17 protein-coding genes and 1 tRNA gene are annotated in these 15,330 nt (G+C 48.9%); 13 read left to right on the forward strand and 5 right to left on the reverse strand.

What is annotated here, in order from left to right; genetic code table 11:
• Positions 1-17: 17 nt before the first annotated feature.
• From fliT to fliD, 3 genes are read right to left on the reverse strand one after another with little or no spacing between them, the layout of a single operon-like run.
• Positions 18-389, reverse strand: a complete 372-nt coding sequence (gene fliT / locus OGY10_RS03920) for a flagella biosynthesis regulatory protein FliT (protein WP_008785101.1) — start codon at positions 387-389, stop codon at positions 18-20.
• A complete protein-coding gene (fliS, locus tag OGY10_RS03925) occupies positions 389-796 on the reverse strand; it encodes a flagellar export chaperone FliS (protein ID WP_286576307.1) in 408 nt (135 codons plus the stop codon). The genes fliT and fliS overlap by 1 nt, the downstream gene beginning before the upstream one ends.
• A gap of 15 nt (positions 797-811) precedes the next feature.
• Positions 812-2,212 carry a flagellar filament capping protein FliD gene (gene fliD / locus OGY10_RS03930; RefSeq protein ID WP_286576309.1) on the reverse strand — a complete coding sequence of 467 codons (1,401 nt, stop codon included), beginning with the start codon at positions 2,210-2,212 and terminating at the stop codon, positions 812-814.
• Between the two features lie 255 nt (positions 2,213-2,467).
• Here fliD and OGY10_RS03935 point away from each other — a divergent pair, with 255 nt between their 5' ends.
• The 9 genes from OGY10_RS03935 (at position 2,468) to sdiA (ending at position 11,259) form a co-directional block, all read left to right on the forward strand.
• Positions 2,468-3,940, forward strand: a complete 1,473-nt coding sequence (locus tag OGY10_RS03935) for a flagellin N-terminal helical domain-containing protein (RefSeq protein ID WP_286576312.1) — start codon at positions 2,468-2,470, stop codon at positions 3,938-3,940.
• Positions 3,941-4,019: 79 nt separating this feature from the next.
• Positions 4,020-5,222, forward strand: a complete 1,203-nt coding sequence (gene fliB / locus OGY10_RS03940) for a flagellin lysine-N-methylase (RefSeq protein WP_286576313.1) — start codon at positions 4,020-4,022, stop codon at positions 5,220-5,222.
• A 196-nt stretch (positions 5,223-5,418) separates the two neighbouring features.
• Entirely contained in the window at positions 5,419-6,138 is a 720-nt protein-coding gene (gene fliA / locus OGY10_RS03945) for an RNA polymerase sigma factor FliA (RefSeq protein WP_016153479.1), read from the forward strand.
• A 57-nt stretch (positions 6,139-6,195) separates the two neighbouring features.
• Positions 6,196-6,747: a flagella biosynthesis regulatory protein FliZ gene (fliZ, locus tag OGY10_RS03950; protein WP_003030467.1), complete on the forward strand. Its 552-nt coding sequence runs from the start codon at positions 6,196-6,198 to the stop codon at positions 6,745-6,747.
• 225 nt (positions 6,748-6,972) lie between these two features.
• Positions 6,973-7,773 carry a cystine ABC transporter substrate-binding protein gene (gene tcyJ, locus OGY10_RS03955; RefSeq protein WP_003030469.1) on the forward strand — a complete coding sequence of 267 codons (801 nt, stop codon included), beginning with the start codon at positions 6,973-6,975 and terminating at the stop codon, positions 7,771-7,773.
• 107 nt (positions 7,774-7,880) lie between these two features.
• A complete protein-coding gene (gene dcyD, locus OGY10_RS03960) occupies positions 7,881-8,867 on the forward strand; it encodes a D-cysteine desulfhydrase (protein WP_048235184.1) in 987 nt (328 codons plus the stop codon).
• 21 nt (positions 8,868-8,888) lie between these two features.
• Positions 8,889-9,557: a cystine ABC transporter permease gene (tcyL, locus tag OGY10_RS03965; RefSeq protein WP_003030474.1), complete on the forward strand. Its 669-nt coding sequence runs from the start codon at positions 8,889-8,891 to the stop codon at positions 9,555-9,557.
• A complete protein-coding gene (gene tcyN / locus OGY10_RS03970) occupies positions 9,554-10,306 on the forward strand; it encodes an L-cystine ABC transporter ATP-binding protein TcyN (protein WP_003030477.1) in 753 nt (250 codons plus the stop codon). The genes tcyL and tcyN overlap by 4 nt, the downstream gene beginning before the upstream one ends.
• A gap of 230 nt (positions 10,307-10,536) precedes the next feature.
• Positions 10,537-11,259, forward strand: coding sequence for a quorum-sensing transcriptional regulator SdiA (gene sdiA, locus OGY10_RS03975; protein ID WP_008785095.1), 723 nt, complete (start codon positions 10,537-10,539; stop codon positions 11,257-11,259).
• 66 nt (positions 11,260-11,325) lie between these two features.
• Here sdiA and OGY10_RS03980 read toward each other — a convergent pair whose 3' ends face one another.
• Together OGY10_RS03980 and OGY10_RS23765 are read right to left on the reverse strand one after the other, a co-directional pair.
• Positions 11,326-11,550, reverse strand: coding sequence for a DUF2594 family protein (locus OGY10_RS03980; protein WP_003030482.1), 225 nt, complete (start codon positions 11,548-11,550; stop codon positions 11,326-11,328).
• A gap of 19 nt (positions 11,551-11,569) precedes the next feature.
• Positions 11,570-11,713 (reverse strand): hypothetical protein, encoded by a 144-nt coding sequence (locus OGY10_RS23765; protein WP_418219448.1) that lies wholly within the window; start codon positions 11,711-11,713, stop codon positions 11,570-11,572.
• 296 nt (positions 11,714-12,009) lie between these two features.
• On the opposite strand from OGY10_RS23765, the gene uvrY reads away from it, so the two are divergent.
• The 4 genes from uvrY to OGY10_RS04000 all read left to right on the forward strand — a co-directional run bounded on the left by uvrY (position 12,010) and on the right by OGY10_RS04000 (position 15,326).
• A complete protein-coding gene (gene uvrY, locus OGY10_RS03985; RefSeq protein ID WP_006684079.1) occupies positions 12,010-12,666 on the forward strand; it encodes a UvrY/SirA/GacA family response regulator transcription factor in 657 nt (218 codons plus the stop codon).
• Positions 12,663-14,495 (forward strand): excinuclease ABC subunit UvrC, encoded by a 1,833-nt coding sequence (uvrC, locus tag OGY10_RS03990; RefSeq protein WP_286576315.1) that lies wholly within the window; start codon positions 12,663-12,665, stop codon positions 14,493-14,495. The genes uvrY and uvrC overlap by 4 nt, the downstream gene beginning before the upstream one ends.
• A 55-nt stretch (positions 14,496-14,550) precedes the next feature.
• Positions 14,551-15,099 carry a CDP-diacylglycerol--glycerol-3-phosphate 3-phosphatidyltransferase gene (pgsA, locus tag OGY10_RS03995; RefSeq protein WP_003030490.1) on the forward strand — a complete coding sequence of 183 codons (549 nt, stop codon included), beginning with the start codon at positions 14,551-14,553 and terminating at the stop codon, positions 15,097-15,099.
• 151 nt (positions 15,100-15,250) lie between these two features.
• Positions 15,251-15,326, forward strand: a tRNA-Gly gene (locus OGY10_RS04000).
• The last annotated feature ends 4 nt before the right edge of the window (positions 15,327-15,330 follow it).

Raw genomic sequence — 15,330 nt, forward strand, 5'->3', positions numbered from 1 at the left:
TCAGACGAGACGGGAAATTATTGTGGCGAGGTGGGGGCGTCGGGTACCAGCAGCATGCCGGAAAGACGGCCATAGGCGTTATTCAGCGTCTTTTGGCGTGTCGACTGGCCGATGAGGTTGCTGAGCTCATCCAGGCGCTGCTGCAACAACGTTTTGAGCAGTTGTTCGTTATCCAGCGTCTGTTTAATGTACCCGGCCACTAAGTCCTGAATACTTCGCGTAATGCCCGGTGGAGTTTGCTCTTCCATGACCACTTCAATACTTTGCAGATAGGTAACTTCCTGTTCCAGTAAAAGGTCCCATTCACCACGCTGCGCCAGTTCCAGCAGCGAGTGACTGAGTAGCGCGATGCGCTGCCAACGGTTGATAAACTCCACGGCTGAGGTCATTAACGAGACTCCTGGGACGACGCTTTCGGTGAGATCTGTTTCCAGGCATCTGCAATGTTGCCGAGTAACTCTTCGACTTCTTCAATGGCCTGACAATCATTACGCAAGTTAGCTTGCAGTAAACGGCGGATCATATAGTCATACAGCGAGGACAGGTTAGTGGCGATTTCACCGCCAGTTTCCTGATCCAGACCTGCTTTCAGACCATTGTCGATAATGTTAATGGCTTTGCTTATAGCCTCGCCTTTGGCGACGATATCACCCTGCTGCATAAACAGGCGAGCGCGCACCAGGGCGCTGTTCGCGCCATCAAACAACATTTCAATCAGCTGATGCGGACTGGCGCTCATTACGGCGCTTTCCACACTGACCTGTGCATAGGCTTTGGTACCGCTCGCGGTATACATGCTTACCTCGTGTTATCAGGATTTATTCATCGCTGTAAATTGTTGGCCCAGGTAGGTACTGGTGTTATTCAGTTTGCTCATCATGCTATCGAGCTGGGTAAACTGCGCCGTATAGCGCGCCACCATATCATCAATGCTGGCGCTCACAGACAGATACTGTTTGGTCAGCTTTTTCAACGTGGCATTAATGCTGTCCTGTGCGCTGTCGATAATACCGTCATCAGCCAGGTAGCTTTTAACTTCAGCTGCAATCTTGGTAGTAATACCGGTTTCTTTACCATCGCCCGCCAGCAGTTCGCGAACAGAGGCGGTGTTTTCGTCCAGCGCTTTTTTCAGTTTGGTATCATCGATGGACATCTTGCCGGTTTTGCCGTCTTGCTTGATGCCGATTTCATTCAGGGTCTTAAAGGCACCTTCAGTACCAGAGTTGGCAAACTGCGCGCGAATACCGGTCTGAATGGTTCTTACCACGCTATCGCCCACCAGCGCACCGTTATCTTTGTCCTGACCTTCTGCGCCGGCATCAACCGCTTTATATTTGGTCAGTGAATCAAAGGTATCAATCAGCGAGTTATAAGCATCAACCCAGCCTTTAATCGCTTCTGTGGCTTTTTCATTGCTTTTGGTCACGGTAACGCGTACATCAGTGACTATTTTAGTTAGCTCCAACGTAACACCCTGTGGGGCATCGGTAACTTTGTTGCTTTGACGTTCAATATCGATACCGTTCATCGTGAGTTTGGCGTTTTGTGCTTCAACCAGCTCGGTCATTTTTCCAGTACCGGACTTACTGTCGTAGGCCAGCAGATCGTTCAGCTTACTGTCGCCGTCAACGGAGATGGTCATCTTGCTGTCAAGACCTTCGGCTGCGGTCAGCACCAGTTTGAACTCGCCGTCTTTCACCTTCACGATACTGGCGGAGATGCCGCTATCGGTATCGTTTATCGCCTTGCTGATATCATCCAGCGTGGTCTTATCTTGCGAGAGTTTGATCTCCAGCGGCTCTTTACGACCCGGCTGCTCAATTTTAATGGTACGCGTACCAGAACCATCACCAAGCGCCTCTTTGTTTGAAGCAACTGATTTGGTGCTCAGAGATTGCGCTTGTGCCAGCTGCGTGACGCTGATGGTATAAATACCTGGTGCCGCACCGGCTTCAGTAGTGACTTTTAGGTCTTCGGTGCTGCTGGTGACATTACTGCTTCTGAACAGCTCCGGTTTATTTAACGCGGTATTGGCCGTCTGGAATTTTTCCAGCGCACTCTTCAGCGTACCGTAGGCCGTCAGGCGGGCGGTATTATCGGTCTGTTGCTGAGTAATTGGATTTAAACGTTTTTTCTCAGCAATAGTCAGGTTGTTTAGCAACGTGTCCAGTGGTAAGCCTGAGCCTACGCCTAATGATGTAAATGAAGCCATGCCCGATTCCTTGTGATTGCAAACAATTGATGTCCGGGTTATCGGCAATCTGCGCGCAAAGTTTAATGATAGTTTGGTAAAAATAATGCGCGGAATAGTGGGGCAGAACGAGGGTATTTCGCGGGCTAAGAAAAAAAACGACGGAAACTAAAAATTTTCTAAAGTTCGAATTTAAGGTGCCGATACATGGGTTACGGTCAGAAACCGTGGGCAACAGCCCAATAACATCGAGTTGTAATTGATAAGGAAAAGATCATGGCACAAGTCATCAATACAAACAGCCTGTCGCTGTTGACCCAAAACAACCTGAACAAATCTCAGTCCGCTCTGGGCTCCGCTATCGAGCGTCTGTCGTCTGGTCTGCGTATCAACAGTGCGAAAGACGATGCGGCTGGTCAGGCGATTGCTAACCGTTTCACCTCTAACATCAAAGGTCTGACTCAGGCGTCACGTAACGCCAACGACGGTATATCTATTGCACAAACGACAGAAGGTTCTCTTAACGAAATCAACAACAACCTACAGCGTATTCGTGAACTTGCTGTTCAGGCTGGTAACGACACTAACTCAAAATCTGATCTGGATTCTATTCAGGCTGAGATTACGCAGCGCTTAGGTGAAATAGACCGTGTATCCGAGCAAACCCAATTTAATGGTGTAAAAGTCCTGTCTAAAGGCCAGGACCTTACTATTCAGGTTGGTGCAAATGATAACGAAACTATTACTATCAATTTGAAAGAAATCAATTCCAAAACTTTGGGACTTGACGGCTTTAGTGTCCAAAATAAAGCGGTGATGAAGGACAAAGATGTTGCAAACTTTGGAACTAAACCTGCAATTACAATTGATAATACGTTAGATATTTCAAGTCTTGATGGTACCGGTACTGCTGCAACAAATGGGAAAATTTATACTGATGGCACGAAACATTATATTGAGGTAACAAACTCAGATGCGGCGAAAGCTGGTGTTTATGAAGTAACTGTTCAAAATGATAGTACTGTAGCGAACCCAGGCAAATTAACATTAGGCGGAAAAAGTGCGCTGGCGGATACTTCAACATTGACTGAAACGACAACAGTAGCTGATGCTTCTGGGACTATTCCGGTTGATATAGACACAGCAACTACTACTGCTATTCCTGGAGCAAAATTAGTCAAATTGACTGATGAAGCAGGAAAAGATGCGGGATATGCAATTAAGGGTAACGATAACAAGCTATATGCTGCAAATGTAAATGAAGGCAATGGTAAAGTTTCTGTTGAAACGATTAGTTATACAGATGCGAAAGGTACTACTGTAAACAATGCAAATGTAGAACTTGGTGGACTAGATGGAAAAACTAAATTCGTAACAGTTGGTACTGGTAGTGAGGCTAAATCTTATAAAGCCGATGACCTAAAAGGTAAAGATCTTCAAACTGATAAAGTGTCTTCGGTTGCCACATCACCTACTGAAAACCCATTAGCAGCCCTAGATAAAGCGTTATCGCAAGTTGATGAATTGCGCTCCGACCTTGGTGCAATCCAAAACCGTTTTGAATCTGCAGTTTCAAACTTGGGTAACACCGTTAACAACCTGTCTTCTGCTCGTAGCCGTATCGAAGACTCCGACTACGCGACCGAAGTGTCTAACATGTCTCGTGCACAGATCCTGCAGCAGGCAGGTACATCTGTACTGGCACAGGCTAACCAGACCACGCAAAACGTCCTTTCTTTACTGCGTTAATCCATCGATTGGGTTACTCAGTCATTAGATACAATAAAGGCAGCGAAAGCTGCCTTTTTTCTATACTGGAGTCTGAAGAATGCAAGAAATTACCGTTACTGAACCCCATTTTGTGACTACGTTTCAGTGCACCGGCACGCAATGTCGCGACCATTGCTGTAAAGGCTGGAATATACATCTGGATAAGGCAACGGTGAATAAGTATGTCTCCAGTAAAAATGAGAATATTAGAAATATTGCTAAAGAGAATATTATTCTGCTTAAAAAAGATATTGCACAATGGGGGATGATTAAGCTTGCTGATAATACAGGAAACTGTCCTTATCTAACTGAAGAGAGTCTGTGCCAGGTACAAAAAACATTGGGAGTCCAGGCGTTAAGTACGACCTGCCAGACATTCCCGCGTATTGAACGCGTTTATAGAAATGATGTGAGAAAATCGCTAAATTTATCCTGCCCTGAGGTTGTTAGCATTGTATTAACAGACCCTAATGCAATGATGTTAAACGAAAAAAACATCGTTAAACCGCAGGCTAATGTTAAACCCGCGCTTACACCACAGAAAAAGTTGTTGAATCTTTTTTGTTTAAGCCTGGTGGATCAGGCTGGGCGTGATATCAACGCCGGGCTTTATGCGCTGATTAAGTTTACGCTATTTATCGAGAAATTTAAGGTGGTTGATAATACCGCATTGGCAGAGATTGAACCCGTTTATCATGCGCTGTTGACTCAACTTCAATCGGGAGAGTTAAGAAAAGAGTTGTCAGATTTCTCGGCTGATCGAAATATCAAATTATCCTTAGCGCTTTTGTTGCAGGACTATTTTCGCAGTAATTCAGGGAGCAGATCGAGTGGTGTGCTGAATTATTATATTCAGTGCTTACTGAGAACGTTAACTCAGGACGATACGCAGTCTGTAGATGAGAGGCTCGTCAGGCTAGAGGCGACCTGGCAGAAGGTTTACGAACAACAGGATGAGACTGGATTCGATCTTAAAAATCTTATTTTGTATAAAATGTGGGAAAACAACTTCCCGAATCAAAAGAACGTTGACTCGCTACGTTCCCTGTACATGATATGTGTCGAATACTACTTTATCAAAATTCTGATCGCCGCGAGCGCCTACGAGAGAACGTATCTGGAGAAGGAGGATGCTATCAATATCGTCTATAGCTTCCATTCGCTAAGCCAGCATAATCCGACCGTGCATGAAAACTTTCATAAGCACATCGAGACCGTGCGCACAGGGGATGACCTGTCGATGATTCATCTCTTGACATAATTTTAACGGGGATGCGTGAAAACGCATCCCTCGCAAGCTAACCATTTGATTTATGTTTGATTATTCCTGATGCGAAATAACGCCTTCAGCTACATAAGTGAAATAACCCTTCTTTTATAGCCTTATTCCTCCGATAGAACCCCCTGCAGAAACGGATAATCATGCCGATAACTCATTTAACGCAGGGCTGTTTATCGTGAATTCACTGTATACCGCTGAAGGTGTAATGGATAAACACTCGCTGTGGCAGCGTTATGTACCGTTGGTGCGTCACGAAGCATTGCGCCTTCAGGTGCGTTTGCCGGCGAGCGTAGAACTGGATGACCTGCTACAAGCGGGCGGCATCGGGTTATTGAATGCCGTTGACCGATATGACGCTTTGCAAGGAACGGCATTTACCACTTACGCAGTGCAGCGTATTCGTGGAGCAATGCTGGACGAACTACGTAGCCGGGATTGGGTGCCGCGTAGCGTTCGGCGCAATGCTCGCGAAGTGGCACAGGCGATGGGACAACTGGAGCAGGAATTAGGGCGCAACGCGACGGAAACCGAAGTGGCGGAGCGTCTGGCTATTCCTGTGCAAGAGTATCGTCAGATGTTGCTCGATACCAATAACAGCCAACTCTTCTCATACGACGAGTGGCGGGAAGAGCATGGCGATAGTATTGAGCTGGTGACGGAAGAACATCAGCAGGAAAACCCGTTACAACAGCTTCTTGAGGGTAACCTCCGCCAGCGCGTGATGGACGCGATCGAGGCGTTGCCGGAGCGCGAAAAGCTGGTGTTAACGCTGTACTACCAGGAAGAGCTGAATCTGAAAGAGATCGGCGCGGTACTGGAAGTCGGGGAGTCGCGGGTCAGCCAGTTGCACAGTCAGGCCATCAAACGTCTACGCACTAAGCTGGGTAAGCTATAGGGGTACATCATTACCCCTGAACAATGCCGCATTACGAATTGACTACCAGGAGTTCTCATGACGGTGCAGCAATCAAAAAGACGGCCTCTAAGCCGCTACCTCAAAGATTTCAAACACAGCCAGACGCATTGCGCCCATTGCTTTAAGTTGCTCGACCGGATCACGCTGGTTCGTCGCGGGCAAATTGTGAATAAAATCGCCATCGCTCGACTGGACACTTTGTTGGATGAAGCCGAGTGGGAGCAGGAGAAAAAAGAGTGGGTGGCGCTGTGTCGTTTTTGCGGTGATTTGCATTGCAAAGAGCAGAGCGACTTTTTCGACATTATTGGATTTAAACAATTTTTGTTTGAGCAAACCGAAATGAGCCACGGCACAGTACGTGAATACGTTGTCCGCCTGCGTCGCCTCGGGAATCACCTGACCGAACAAAATATCTCTCATGACCTGCTGCAGGAAGGGTTCCTCGACGAAAACCTTGCCCCGTGGCTGCCGGAAACCAGCACCAACAATTACCGCATCGCCTTGCGTAAGTATGAGCAGTTCAAAGCCCATACCCATATGGGACATATGCAGAAATCCTCCTGGACAGCCAGTTCTGATATATATTAAAAACGAATAAGGTGTAACAGAGTCGTGTTTGTGGATCACGACAAACGCTCTACACTACAGTCATATACACGTCATCCTTCAAGCTGTCTCTGCGTTGGCTGCGCTCATTCACCCCAGTCACTTACTTTAGTAAGCTCCTGGGGATTCACTCGCTTGCCGCCTTGATACAACTCGAATGATTTTGTGTATAAATAGCAGTCACTAATGACAATATTCGGGGTAACTATGAAATTAGCACTTCTGGGACGTCAGGCTCTGATGGGTGTAATGGCTGTTGCACTTGTCGCCGGAATGAGCGTAAAGACTTATGCAGATGAAGGTCTGTTAAATAAAGTTAAAGAGCGCGGCACGCTGCTGGTGGGCCTGGAAGGGACCTATCCCCCGTTTAGTTTTCAGGGCGATGACGGCAAGCTGACCGGTTTCGAAGTGGAGTTCGCTGAGGAACTGGCCAAGCACCTTGGGGTGAAAGCTAACCTGAAGCCGACCAAGTGGGACGGTATGCTGGCCTCTCTTGATTCTAAGCGCATTGACGTGGTCATCAACCAGGTGACTATCTCTGACGAACGTAAGAAAAAATACGATTTCTCTACCCCGTATACGGTTTCTGGTATTCAGGCGCTGGTGAAGAAAGGTAATGAAGGCGTTATTAAGACTGCTGCCGATCTGAAAGGTAAAAAAGTCGGCGTTGGTCTGGGCACCAACTATGAAGAGTGGCTGCGCCAGAACGTGCAGGGCGTGGATATTCGTACCTATGATGATGACCCGACCAAATACCAGGATCTGCGTGTAGGCCGTATCGACGCCATTCTGGTTGACCGTCTGGCGGCGCTCGATCTGGTCAAGAAAACCAAGGATACGCTGGCTGTGACCGGTGAAGCATTCTCCCGCCAGGAGTCCGGCGTGGCGCTGCGCAAAGGCAATGAAGATCTGCTGAAAGCGGTTGATGCGGCCATTGCTGAAATGCAGAAAGACGGTACGCTGAAAGCCCTGTCTGAAAAATGGTTTGGAGCGGATGTGACGAAATAATCGGCATTCGATGAAAAAAGGCGCCTTTAACAGCGCCTTTTTTTATTTCATTGCGCCTGAGCGTGCATAATAAAAAGAACATCACAACAACGAATACCGGAGGCTGTATGCCGCTGCATAACTTAACGCGCTTTCCACGTCTGGAATTTATTGGCGCGCCAACGCCGCTCGAATATCTTCCACGTTTCTCCGACTATCTCGGGCGCGATATTTTCATCAAACGCGATGACGTCACGCCGATGGCCATGGGTGGCAATAAGCTGCGTAAGCTGGAATTCCTGGCCGCAGACGCACTGCGTGAAGGCGCTGATACGCTGATAACCGCGGGTGCCATCCAGTCTAACCATGTTCGACAGACGGCGGCGGTAGCGGCGAAGCTTGGCCTGCACTGCGTGGCGCTGTTGGAAAATCCGATTGGCACTACTGCGGAAAACTATCTCACCAACGGCAACCGTCTGCTGCTGGACCTGTTTAATACGCAAATCGAAATGTGCGATGCGCTGACCGACCCGAATGCGCAACTTCAGGAACTGGCGACGCGCATTGAAGCACAGGGCTTCCGCCCGTATGTGATCCCCGTTGGCGGTTCTAACGCCCTGGGCGCATTGGGTTATGTGGAAAGCGCGCTGGAAATTGCCCAGCAGTGTGAAGGGGCCGTTGCGCTCTCTTCTGTAGTAGTGGCATCGGGCAGTGCGGGAACGCACGCCGGGCTGGCCGTGGGCCTGGAACAACTGATGCCAGACGTCGAGCTGATCGGCGTGACCGTCTCGCGCAGCGTCGCCGATCAAAAGCCCAAAGTTGTAACGTTGCAGCAGGATATTGCCCGCGAACTGGAACTGACGGCCTCGGCGGATATCCTGTTATGGGATGATTATTATGCGCCGGGCTACGGTACGCCAAACGAAGAGGGCATGGAGGCGGTAAAACTGCTGGCGCGCCTGGAAGGCATTTTGTTGGATCCGGTGTATACCGGTAAGGCGATGGCGGGTTTGATTGACGGTATCAGCCAGAAACGCTTCAAAGACGAAGGCCCAATCCTCTTTATTCATACCGGTGGGGCACCTGCACTGTTTGCCTACCATCCTCACGTGTAACAACCAGGTCGAAAAACGCTAATGCATGAAAGTATCCAACTGGTAATTGATTCTCTGCCGTATCTGCTCAAAGGCGCGGTTTTTACGCTGCAACTGAGTATCGGCGGGATGTTTTTTGGCCTCGTGCTGGGGTTTATCCTGGCGCTGATGCGTTTGTCGCCGCTGTTGCCTGTGCGCTGGCTGGCGCGTTTTTATATCTCTATTTTTCGCGGAACACCGCTAATTGCCCAGCTGTTCATGATCTATTACGGTCTGCCGCAGTTTGGTATTGAGCTTGATCCCATCCCGGCGGCGATGATTGGCTTGTCGCTGAATACGGCAGCCTATGCTGCGGAAACCCTGCGTGCGGCAATCTCTTCCATCGACAAAGGGCAGTGGGAGGCGGGGGCCAGTATTGGTATGACGCGCTGGCAGACCATGCGCCGGGCAATCCTGCCGCAGGCTGCGCGCGTTGCGTTGCCGCCGCTGAGCAACAGCTTTATCAGTCTGGTGAAAGATACCTCTTTGGCCGCCACTATTCAGGTACCGGAACTGTTCCGTCAGGCGCAGCTGATTACCTCGCGTACGCTGGAAGTCTTTACGATGTATCTGGCGGCCTCGTTGATTTACTGGGTGATGGCGACGGTGCTTTCTGCGCTGCAAAACTATTTTGAAGAACAACTGAACCGCCAGGAGAGAGAGCCGAAATGAGTGCTATCGAAGTCAGAAACCTGGTCAAAAAATTTCATGGGCAAACGGTGCTGCATGGGATCGATCTTGACGTCAAACCTGGTGAAGTAGTAGCGATTATCGGGCCGAGCGGATCGGGCAAAACCACGCTGCTGCGTAGCATTAATTTGCTGGAGCAACCGGAGGCGGGCACTATTAAAGTGGGTGAGATTACCATTGATACCGCGCGTTCGTTGACCCAGCAGAAAGGGCTGATTCGTCAGTTACGTCAGCACGTCGGTTTTGTGTTCCAGAACTTTAATTTGTTCCCGCATCGGACGGTGCTGGAAAACATTATTGAAGGGCCGGTGATAGTCAAAGGTGAACCAAAAGCTGAAGCGACTGCTCGTGCGCGTGAGCTGCTGGCGAAAGTCGGACTAGCAGGTAAAGAAACCAGCTATCCGCGGCGTTTATCGGGCGGACAGCAGCAGCGCGTAGCGATTGCCCGAGCGCTGGCGATGCGACCTGAGGTTATTCTTTTTGATGAACCGACCTCTGCGCTCGATCCGGAGCTGGTTGGCGAGGTACTTAATACCATCCGCCAACTGGCGCAGGAAAAACGCACCATGGTAATTGTGACGCATGAAATGAGTTTTGCTCGCGATGTTGCCGATAGAGCGATATTTATGGATCAAGGACGGATAGTGGAGCAGGGACCAGCAAAATCCTTATTCACGCATCCGCAGCAGCCGCGTACCCGTCAGTTTCTTGAGAAGTTTTTGATGCAATAAATAGTGCATATAGCACTCGTCGGAATTGTTTCTGGCGAGTGCTGTTCGCATAACTATTTATAATTATTGCTTTATTATTAATGCTTGAATCTGTTACTTCCTTCCACTGTTGAGTAATACTCAAGTAATTCTTCATTTGTCCGATAATTTGCATATATAAAATACATTTATGTGTTAGCTTGTTTCATATGTTTGGATGATTATCAATCTCAGGGGCATTACCACTTAGTATGCAGGATCATGATTTCTTCACCTGGCGACGGAGCATGCTGTTACGCTTTCAGGAAATGGCGACGGCAGAGGATGTCTATACGGAATTACAACAACAGACGCAGCACTTAGAGTTCGATTTTTACGCGCTCTGTGTTCGTCATCCGGTACCTTTTACCCGACCTAAAACGTCTCTTCATACGACCTATCCCAAAGCATGGGTGGCGCATTATCAGTCCGAAAATTATTTCGCCATTGATCCGGTGCTGAAACCTGAAAACTTCAGTCAGGGGCATTTACCCTGGAACGATACTCTGTTTCGCGATGCGCAACCTTTGTGGGACGCAGCACGCAATCACGGTTTACGCAAAGGGATGACGCAATGCTTAATGTTGCCTAATCGGGCGTTGGGTTTTTTATCTGTATCGCGTGCTAGTATTCGTAACAGTCGCCTTGCGAGCGATGAAGTGGAGCTCAGGATGCAGCTTCTGGTGCGGGAAAGCCTGTCTGTACTGACGCGGCTGGAAGATGACATGGTTATGGCGCCAGAAATGCGCTTTAGCAAGCGGGAAAAGGAAATATTGAAATGGACGGCGGAGGGGAAGACCTCTTCAGAGATAGCCATCATTCTGTCTATTTCTGAAAATACCGTAAACTTCCACCAGAAGAATATGCAAAAGAAATTCAATGCACCAAACAAAACGCAGATAGCCTGTTATGCCGCGGCAACCGGGCTTATCTGAGTAAATTATCGTTCTGAGTGTCAGACGCAAAACCGGCTGAGAGCATTGCTATCAGCCGGTTTCTTTTTACTGGCGGTAAGCTTGTTTAATTTGCTTAACCGTGTTGGAAAATACCGCCGCCTGTGATTGATCTTCAATCAGCGCGAGCTGTTTTTCCATTTTAAGAATCACGCGGCCTGCATCGGCTTGACCCATTGCCTGCAGCATCAGCGTTAACATGGCTTTCAGGCAGGTGACTTCATTGGCCAGTTCCTGGTTATTCTCAGCAGTGGAAAAGTCAGGCGTACTCATTTATTTTCCTCGTTATGTTTCAATGAAAAAGTGCGATGTCAAATCTTAAGGCGGCGGAGTATACCATAAGCGAGGCTAAAAATATCTGTGGTTGTTTTTTGCGCGGACCAATGTTGTGGACATTAAAATAAACAACATGTTGCAGTGCATATATTTTCTCCACATGTTGTTTATTTCGAGTATTTTCCTCGTTAATTATTGTTACAACTTTGACTGCCTATTTTGCATTCAGCGGGGGAATATGAATTTTTTGTCACTATTCTGAAACAGCTATGCAGATATAACCGTGGCAGAAGGCTGTCAGGACTGAAAGTTTCCACTCGTCGTACAATCTAATTTCCAAAAACGAGAGCAAAATCGAAAGTCGGGCGTTTTTTACATTTCAAAGTTGAGATAAAACCCGTTAACATAGGGCCGATTAACTATCGGTAGCGTTATCCCTATTCTGGAGATATTCCTTTGATCAACGTTTTTCTTGTTGATGACCACGAACTGGTGCGCGCAGGGATACGACGCATTCTGGAAGATATAAAAGGCATAAAAGTTGTCGGCGAAGCGTGCTGCGGTGAAGATGCGGTAAAATGGTGCCGCTCAAATTCCGTTGACGTTGTGCTGATGGATATGAATATGCCCGGTATTGGCGGTCTGGAAGCAACCCGCAAAATTGCGCGTTCCACGGCAGACATTAAAGTGATCATGCTGACGGTACACACCGAAAACCCATTACCTGCAAAAGTTATGCAGGCAGGGGCCGCAGGGTATCTCAGCAAAGGCGCCGCCCCCCAGGAAGTAGTGAGTGCGATTCGTTCGGTTTATTCCGGGCAGCGTTATATTGCCTCCGATATCGCTCAGCAAATGGCGCTCAGCCAGATTGAGCCTGAGAAAACGGAAACCCCGTTTGCCAGTTTGTCTGAACGCGAGTTGCAGATTATGCTGATGATCACCAAAGGTCAGAAGGTCAATGAGATCTCAGAACAGCTGAATCTTAGTCCTAAAACGGTGAACAGCTATCGCTATCGAATGTTCAGTAAATTAAACATTCACGGCGATGTAGAGCTGACTCACCTGGCAATTCGCCATGGCCTGTGTAATGCGGAGACATTAACAAGCCAGTGACCGATCAGTTTGATGCCAAAGCGTTCCTGAAAACCGTGACCAGTCAGCCCGGTGTCTATCGTATGTATGATACCGCCGGGACGGTTATCTATGTCGGGAAAGCGAAAGACCTGAAAAAAAGGCTTTCCAGCTACTTCCGTAGTAATCTTGCTTCACGCAAGACCGAAGCGCTGGTCGCGCAAATCCAGCAGATTGATGTCACGGTAACGCACACTGAAACCGAAGCGTTATTGCTTGAGCACAACTACATCAAGCTGTATCAGCCGCGCTATAACGTATTGCTGCGCGATGATAAATCCTACCCTTTTATATTCCTTAGCGGCGATACCCATCCGCGCCTGGCGATGCATCGCGGGGCAAAGCATGCCAAAGGCGAGTACTTTGGACCGTTCCCTAACGGTTATGCGGTGCGTGAAACGCTGGCGCTGTTGCAGAAAATATTCCCTATCCGTCAGTGCGAAAACAGCGTTTATCGCAACCGTTCTCGACCTTGTCTGCAATATCAGATTGGCCGCTGTCTCGGTCCGTGTGTCGCGGGTCTGGTGAGTGAGGAAGAGTATGCTCAGCAGGTCGAGTATGTTCGTCTGTTCCTGTCCGGAAAAGACGATCAGGTATTAACGCAGCTGATCGCCCGCATGGAAAAGGCCAGCCAAAATCTCGAATTTGAAGAGGCTGCGCGCATTCGTGACCAAATCCAGGCCGTACGCCGCGTGACAGAAAAACAGTTTGTCTCTAATACCGGAGACGATCTGGATGTCATTGGCGTGGCGTTTGACGCCGGTATGGCCTGTGTGCACGTTCTGTTTATTCGCCAGGGTAAAGTGCTGGGCAGCCGCAGCTATTTCCCGAAAGTACCCGGTGGCACGGAACTCGGCGAGGTCGTCGAAACCTTTGTCGGGCAGTTTTATCTGCAGGGGAGCCAGATGCGTACCTTACCCGGGGAGATCCTGCTCGATTTTAATCTTAGCGATAAAACCCTGCTGGCAGACTCTCTGTCTGAACTGGCCGGCAGGAAGATTAACGTGCAGACGAAACCGCGAGGGGATCGCGCACGTTATCTCAAGCTGGCGCGGACCAACGCGGCAGTGGCGCTCACCACGAAACTTTCTCAGCAGTCGACGATTACGCAACGTCTGACGGCGCTGGCATCGGTGTTGAAGTTACCTGCAGTGAAGCGTATGGAATGCTTCGACATCAGCCATACGATGGGTGAACAGACGGTAGCTTCCTGCGTGGTCTTTGATGCCAATGGCCCGCTGCGCGCAGAATATCGCCGTTACAACATTACCGGCATTACGCCGGGTGATGATTATGCGGCGATGAATCAGGTTTTGCGTCGGCGTTATGGTAAGGCGATTGAAGAAAGTAAGATTCCGGACGTCATATTGATCGACGGCGGTAAAGGTCAGTTAGGGCAGGCGAAAGCCGTTTTTGCTGAGCTGGATGTTCCCTGGGACAAACAGCACCCATTCTTGCTGGGGGTGGCAAAAGGGGCCGATCGTAAAGCAGGCCTGGAAACGCTGTTCTTTGAGCCGGAAGGTGAGGGCTTTAGCCTGCCGCCGGATTCGCCTGCATTGCACGTTATCCAGCATATCCGCGATGAATCTCACGATCATGCGATTAGCGGGCATCGTAAAAAGCGGGCGAAAGTGAAAAGCACCAGCACGCTTGAGACCATCGAAGGTGTCGGGCCAAAGCGTCGCCAGATGTTGTTGAAATATATGGGAGGTTTGCAAGGCCTTCGTAACGCAAGTATCGAAGAAATTGCAAAAGTGCCGGGTATTTCGCAAGCTCTGGCAGAAAAGATCTTCTACTCGTTGAAACATTAGGCCCTCTGTAGCAACATAGGGGTAATTTCACTGACAACAGATAGTTATCCGTCATATGCAATTTAATATCCCTACGTTGCTCACGCTGTTTCGCGTCATCCTGATCCCATTCTTTGTATTGGCTTTTTACCTGCCATTCACCTGGGCTCCCTTTGTTTGTGCGCTGATCTTCTGTATTGCAGCGGTCACTGACTGGTTTGACGGTTTTCTGGCGCGCCGCTGGAACCAAAGCACGCGTTTTGGCGCCTTCCTCGATCCGGTCGCTGATAAGGTGCTGGTGGCTATCGCGATGGTCCTGGTGACAGAGCATTACCACAGCTGGTGGGTGACGCTTCCTGCCGCAACAATGATTGCGCGTGAAATCATCATCTCTGCACTGCGTGAATGGATGGCCGAACTGGGTAAACGCAGCAGCGTAGCCGTATCCTGGATCGGTAAAGTGAAAACCACTTCGCAAATGGCTGCACTGGCCTGGCTGCTGTGGCGTCCAAATATCTGGGTAGAGTATGCTGGGATCGCACTTTTCTTCGTCGCCGCGATACTGACTTTGTGGTCAATGTTCCAGTATTTGAGCGCTGCACGTGGAGATTTGCTTGATCAGTGATCGTTTCGACGCAAATTTCAGCAAACGATCGTCAGTGGTGAAAAATATCGTTGACTCATTGCGTCAGGTAAGTAGAATGCAACGCATCGAACGGCGGCACTGATTGCCAGACGATAACAAAATCAAGTGATTAACAAAGTTACTTGGTGATGCGGGAATAGCTCAGTTGGTAGAGCACGACCTTGCCAAGGTCGGGGTCGCGAGTTCGAGTCTCGTTTCCCGCTCCAAATT

This window comes from Citrobacter sp. Cpo148 (genome assembly GCF_030332375.1).
GTDB lineage: Bacteria > Pseudomonadota > Gammaproteobacteria > Enterobacterales > Enterobacteriaceae > Citrobacter > Citrobacter portucalensis.

Coding starts and splice junctions, on each gene's coding strand:
- dcyD (WP_048235184.1), top strand. CDS start 7,881: ATGCCGCTGCATAACTTAACGCGCTTTCCACGTCTGGAATTTATTGGC.
- fliS (WP_286576307.1), bottom strand. CDS start 796: ATGTATACCGCGAGCGGTACCAAAGCCTATGCACAGGTCAGTGTGGAA.
- tcyL (WP_003030474.1), top strand. CDS start 8,889: ATGCATGAAAGTATCCAACTGGTAATTGATTCTCTGCCGTATCTGCTC.
- fliB (WP_286576313.1), top strand. CDS start 4,020: ATGCAAGAAATTACCGTTACTGAACCCCATTTTGTGACTACGTTTCAG.
- OGY10_RS03935 (WP_286576312.1), top strand. CDS start 2,468: ATGGCACAAGTCATCAATACAAACAGCCTGTCGCTGTTGACCCAAAAC.
- fliT (WP_008785101.1), bottom strand. CDS start 389: ATGACCTCAGCCGTGGAGTTTATCAACCGTTGGCAGCGCATCGCGCTA.
- tcyJ (WP_003030469.1), top strand. CDS start 6,973: ATGAAATTAGCACTTCTGGGACGTCAGGCTCTGATGGGTGTAATGGCT.
- pgsA (WP_003030490.1), top strand. CDS start 14,551: ATGCAATTTAATATCCCTACGTTGCTCACGCTGTTTCGCGTCATCCTG.
- fliZ (WP_003030467.1), top strand. CDS start 6,196: ATGACGGTGCAGCAATCAAAAAGACGGCCTCTAAGCCGCTACCTCAAA.
- tcyN (WP_003030477.1), top strand. CDS start 9,554: ATGAGTGCTATCGAAGTCAGAAACCTGGTCAAAAAATTTCATGGGCAA.
- sdiA (WP_008785095.1), top strand. CDS start 10,537: ATGCAGGATCATGATTTCTTCACCTGGCGACGGAGCATGCTGTTACGC.
- OGY10_RS03980 (WP_003030482.1), bottom strand. CDS start 11,550: ATGAGTACGCCTGACTTTTCCACTGCTGAGAATAACCAGGAACTGGCC.
- fliD (WP_286576309.1), bottom strand. CDS start 2,212: ATGGCTTCATTTACATCATTAGGCGTAGGCTCAGGCTTACCACTGGAC.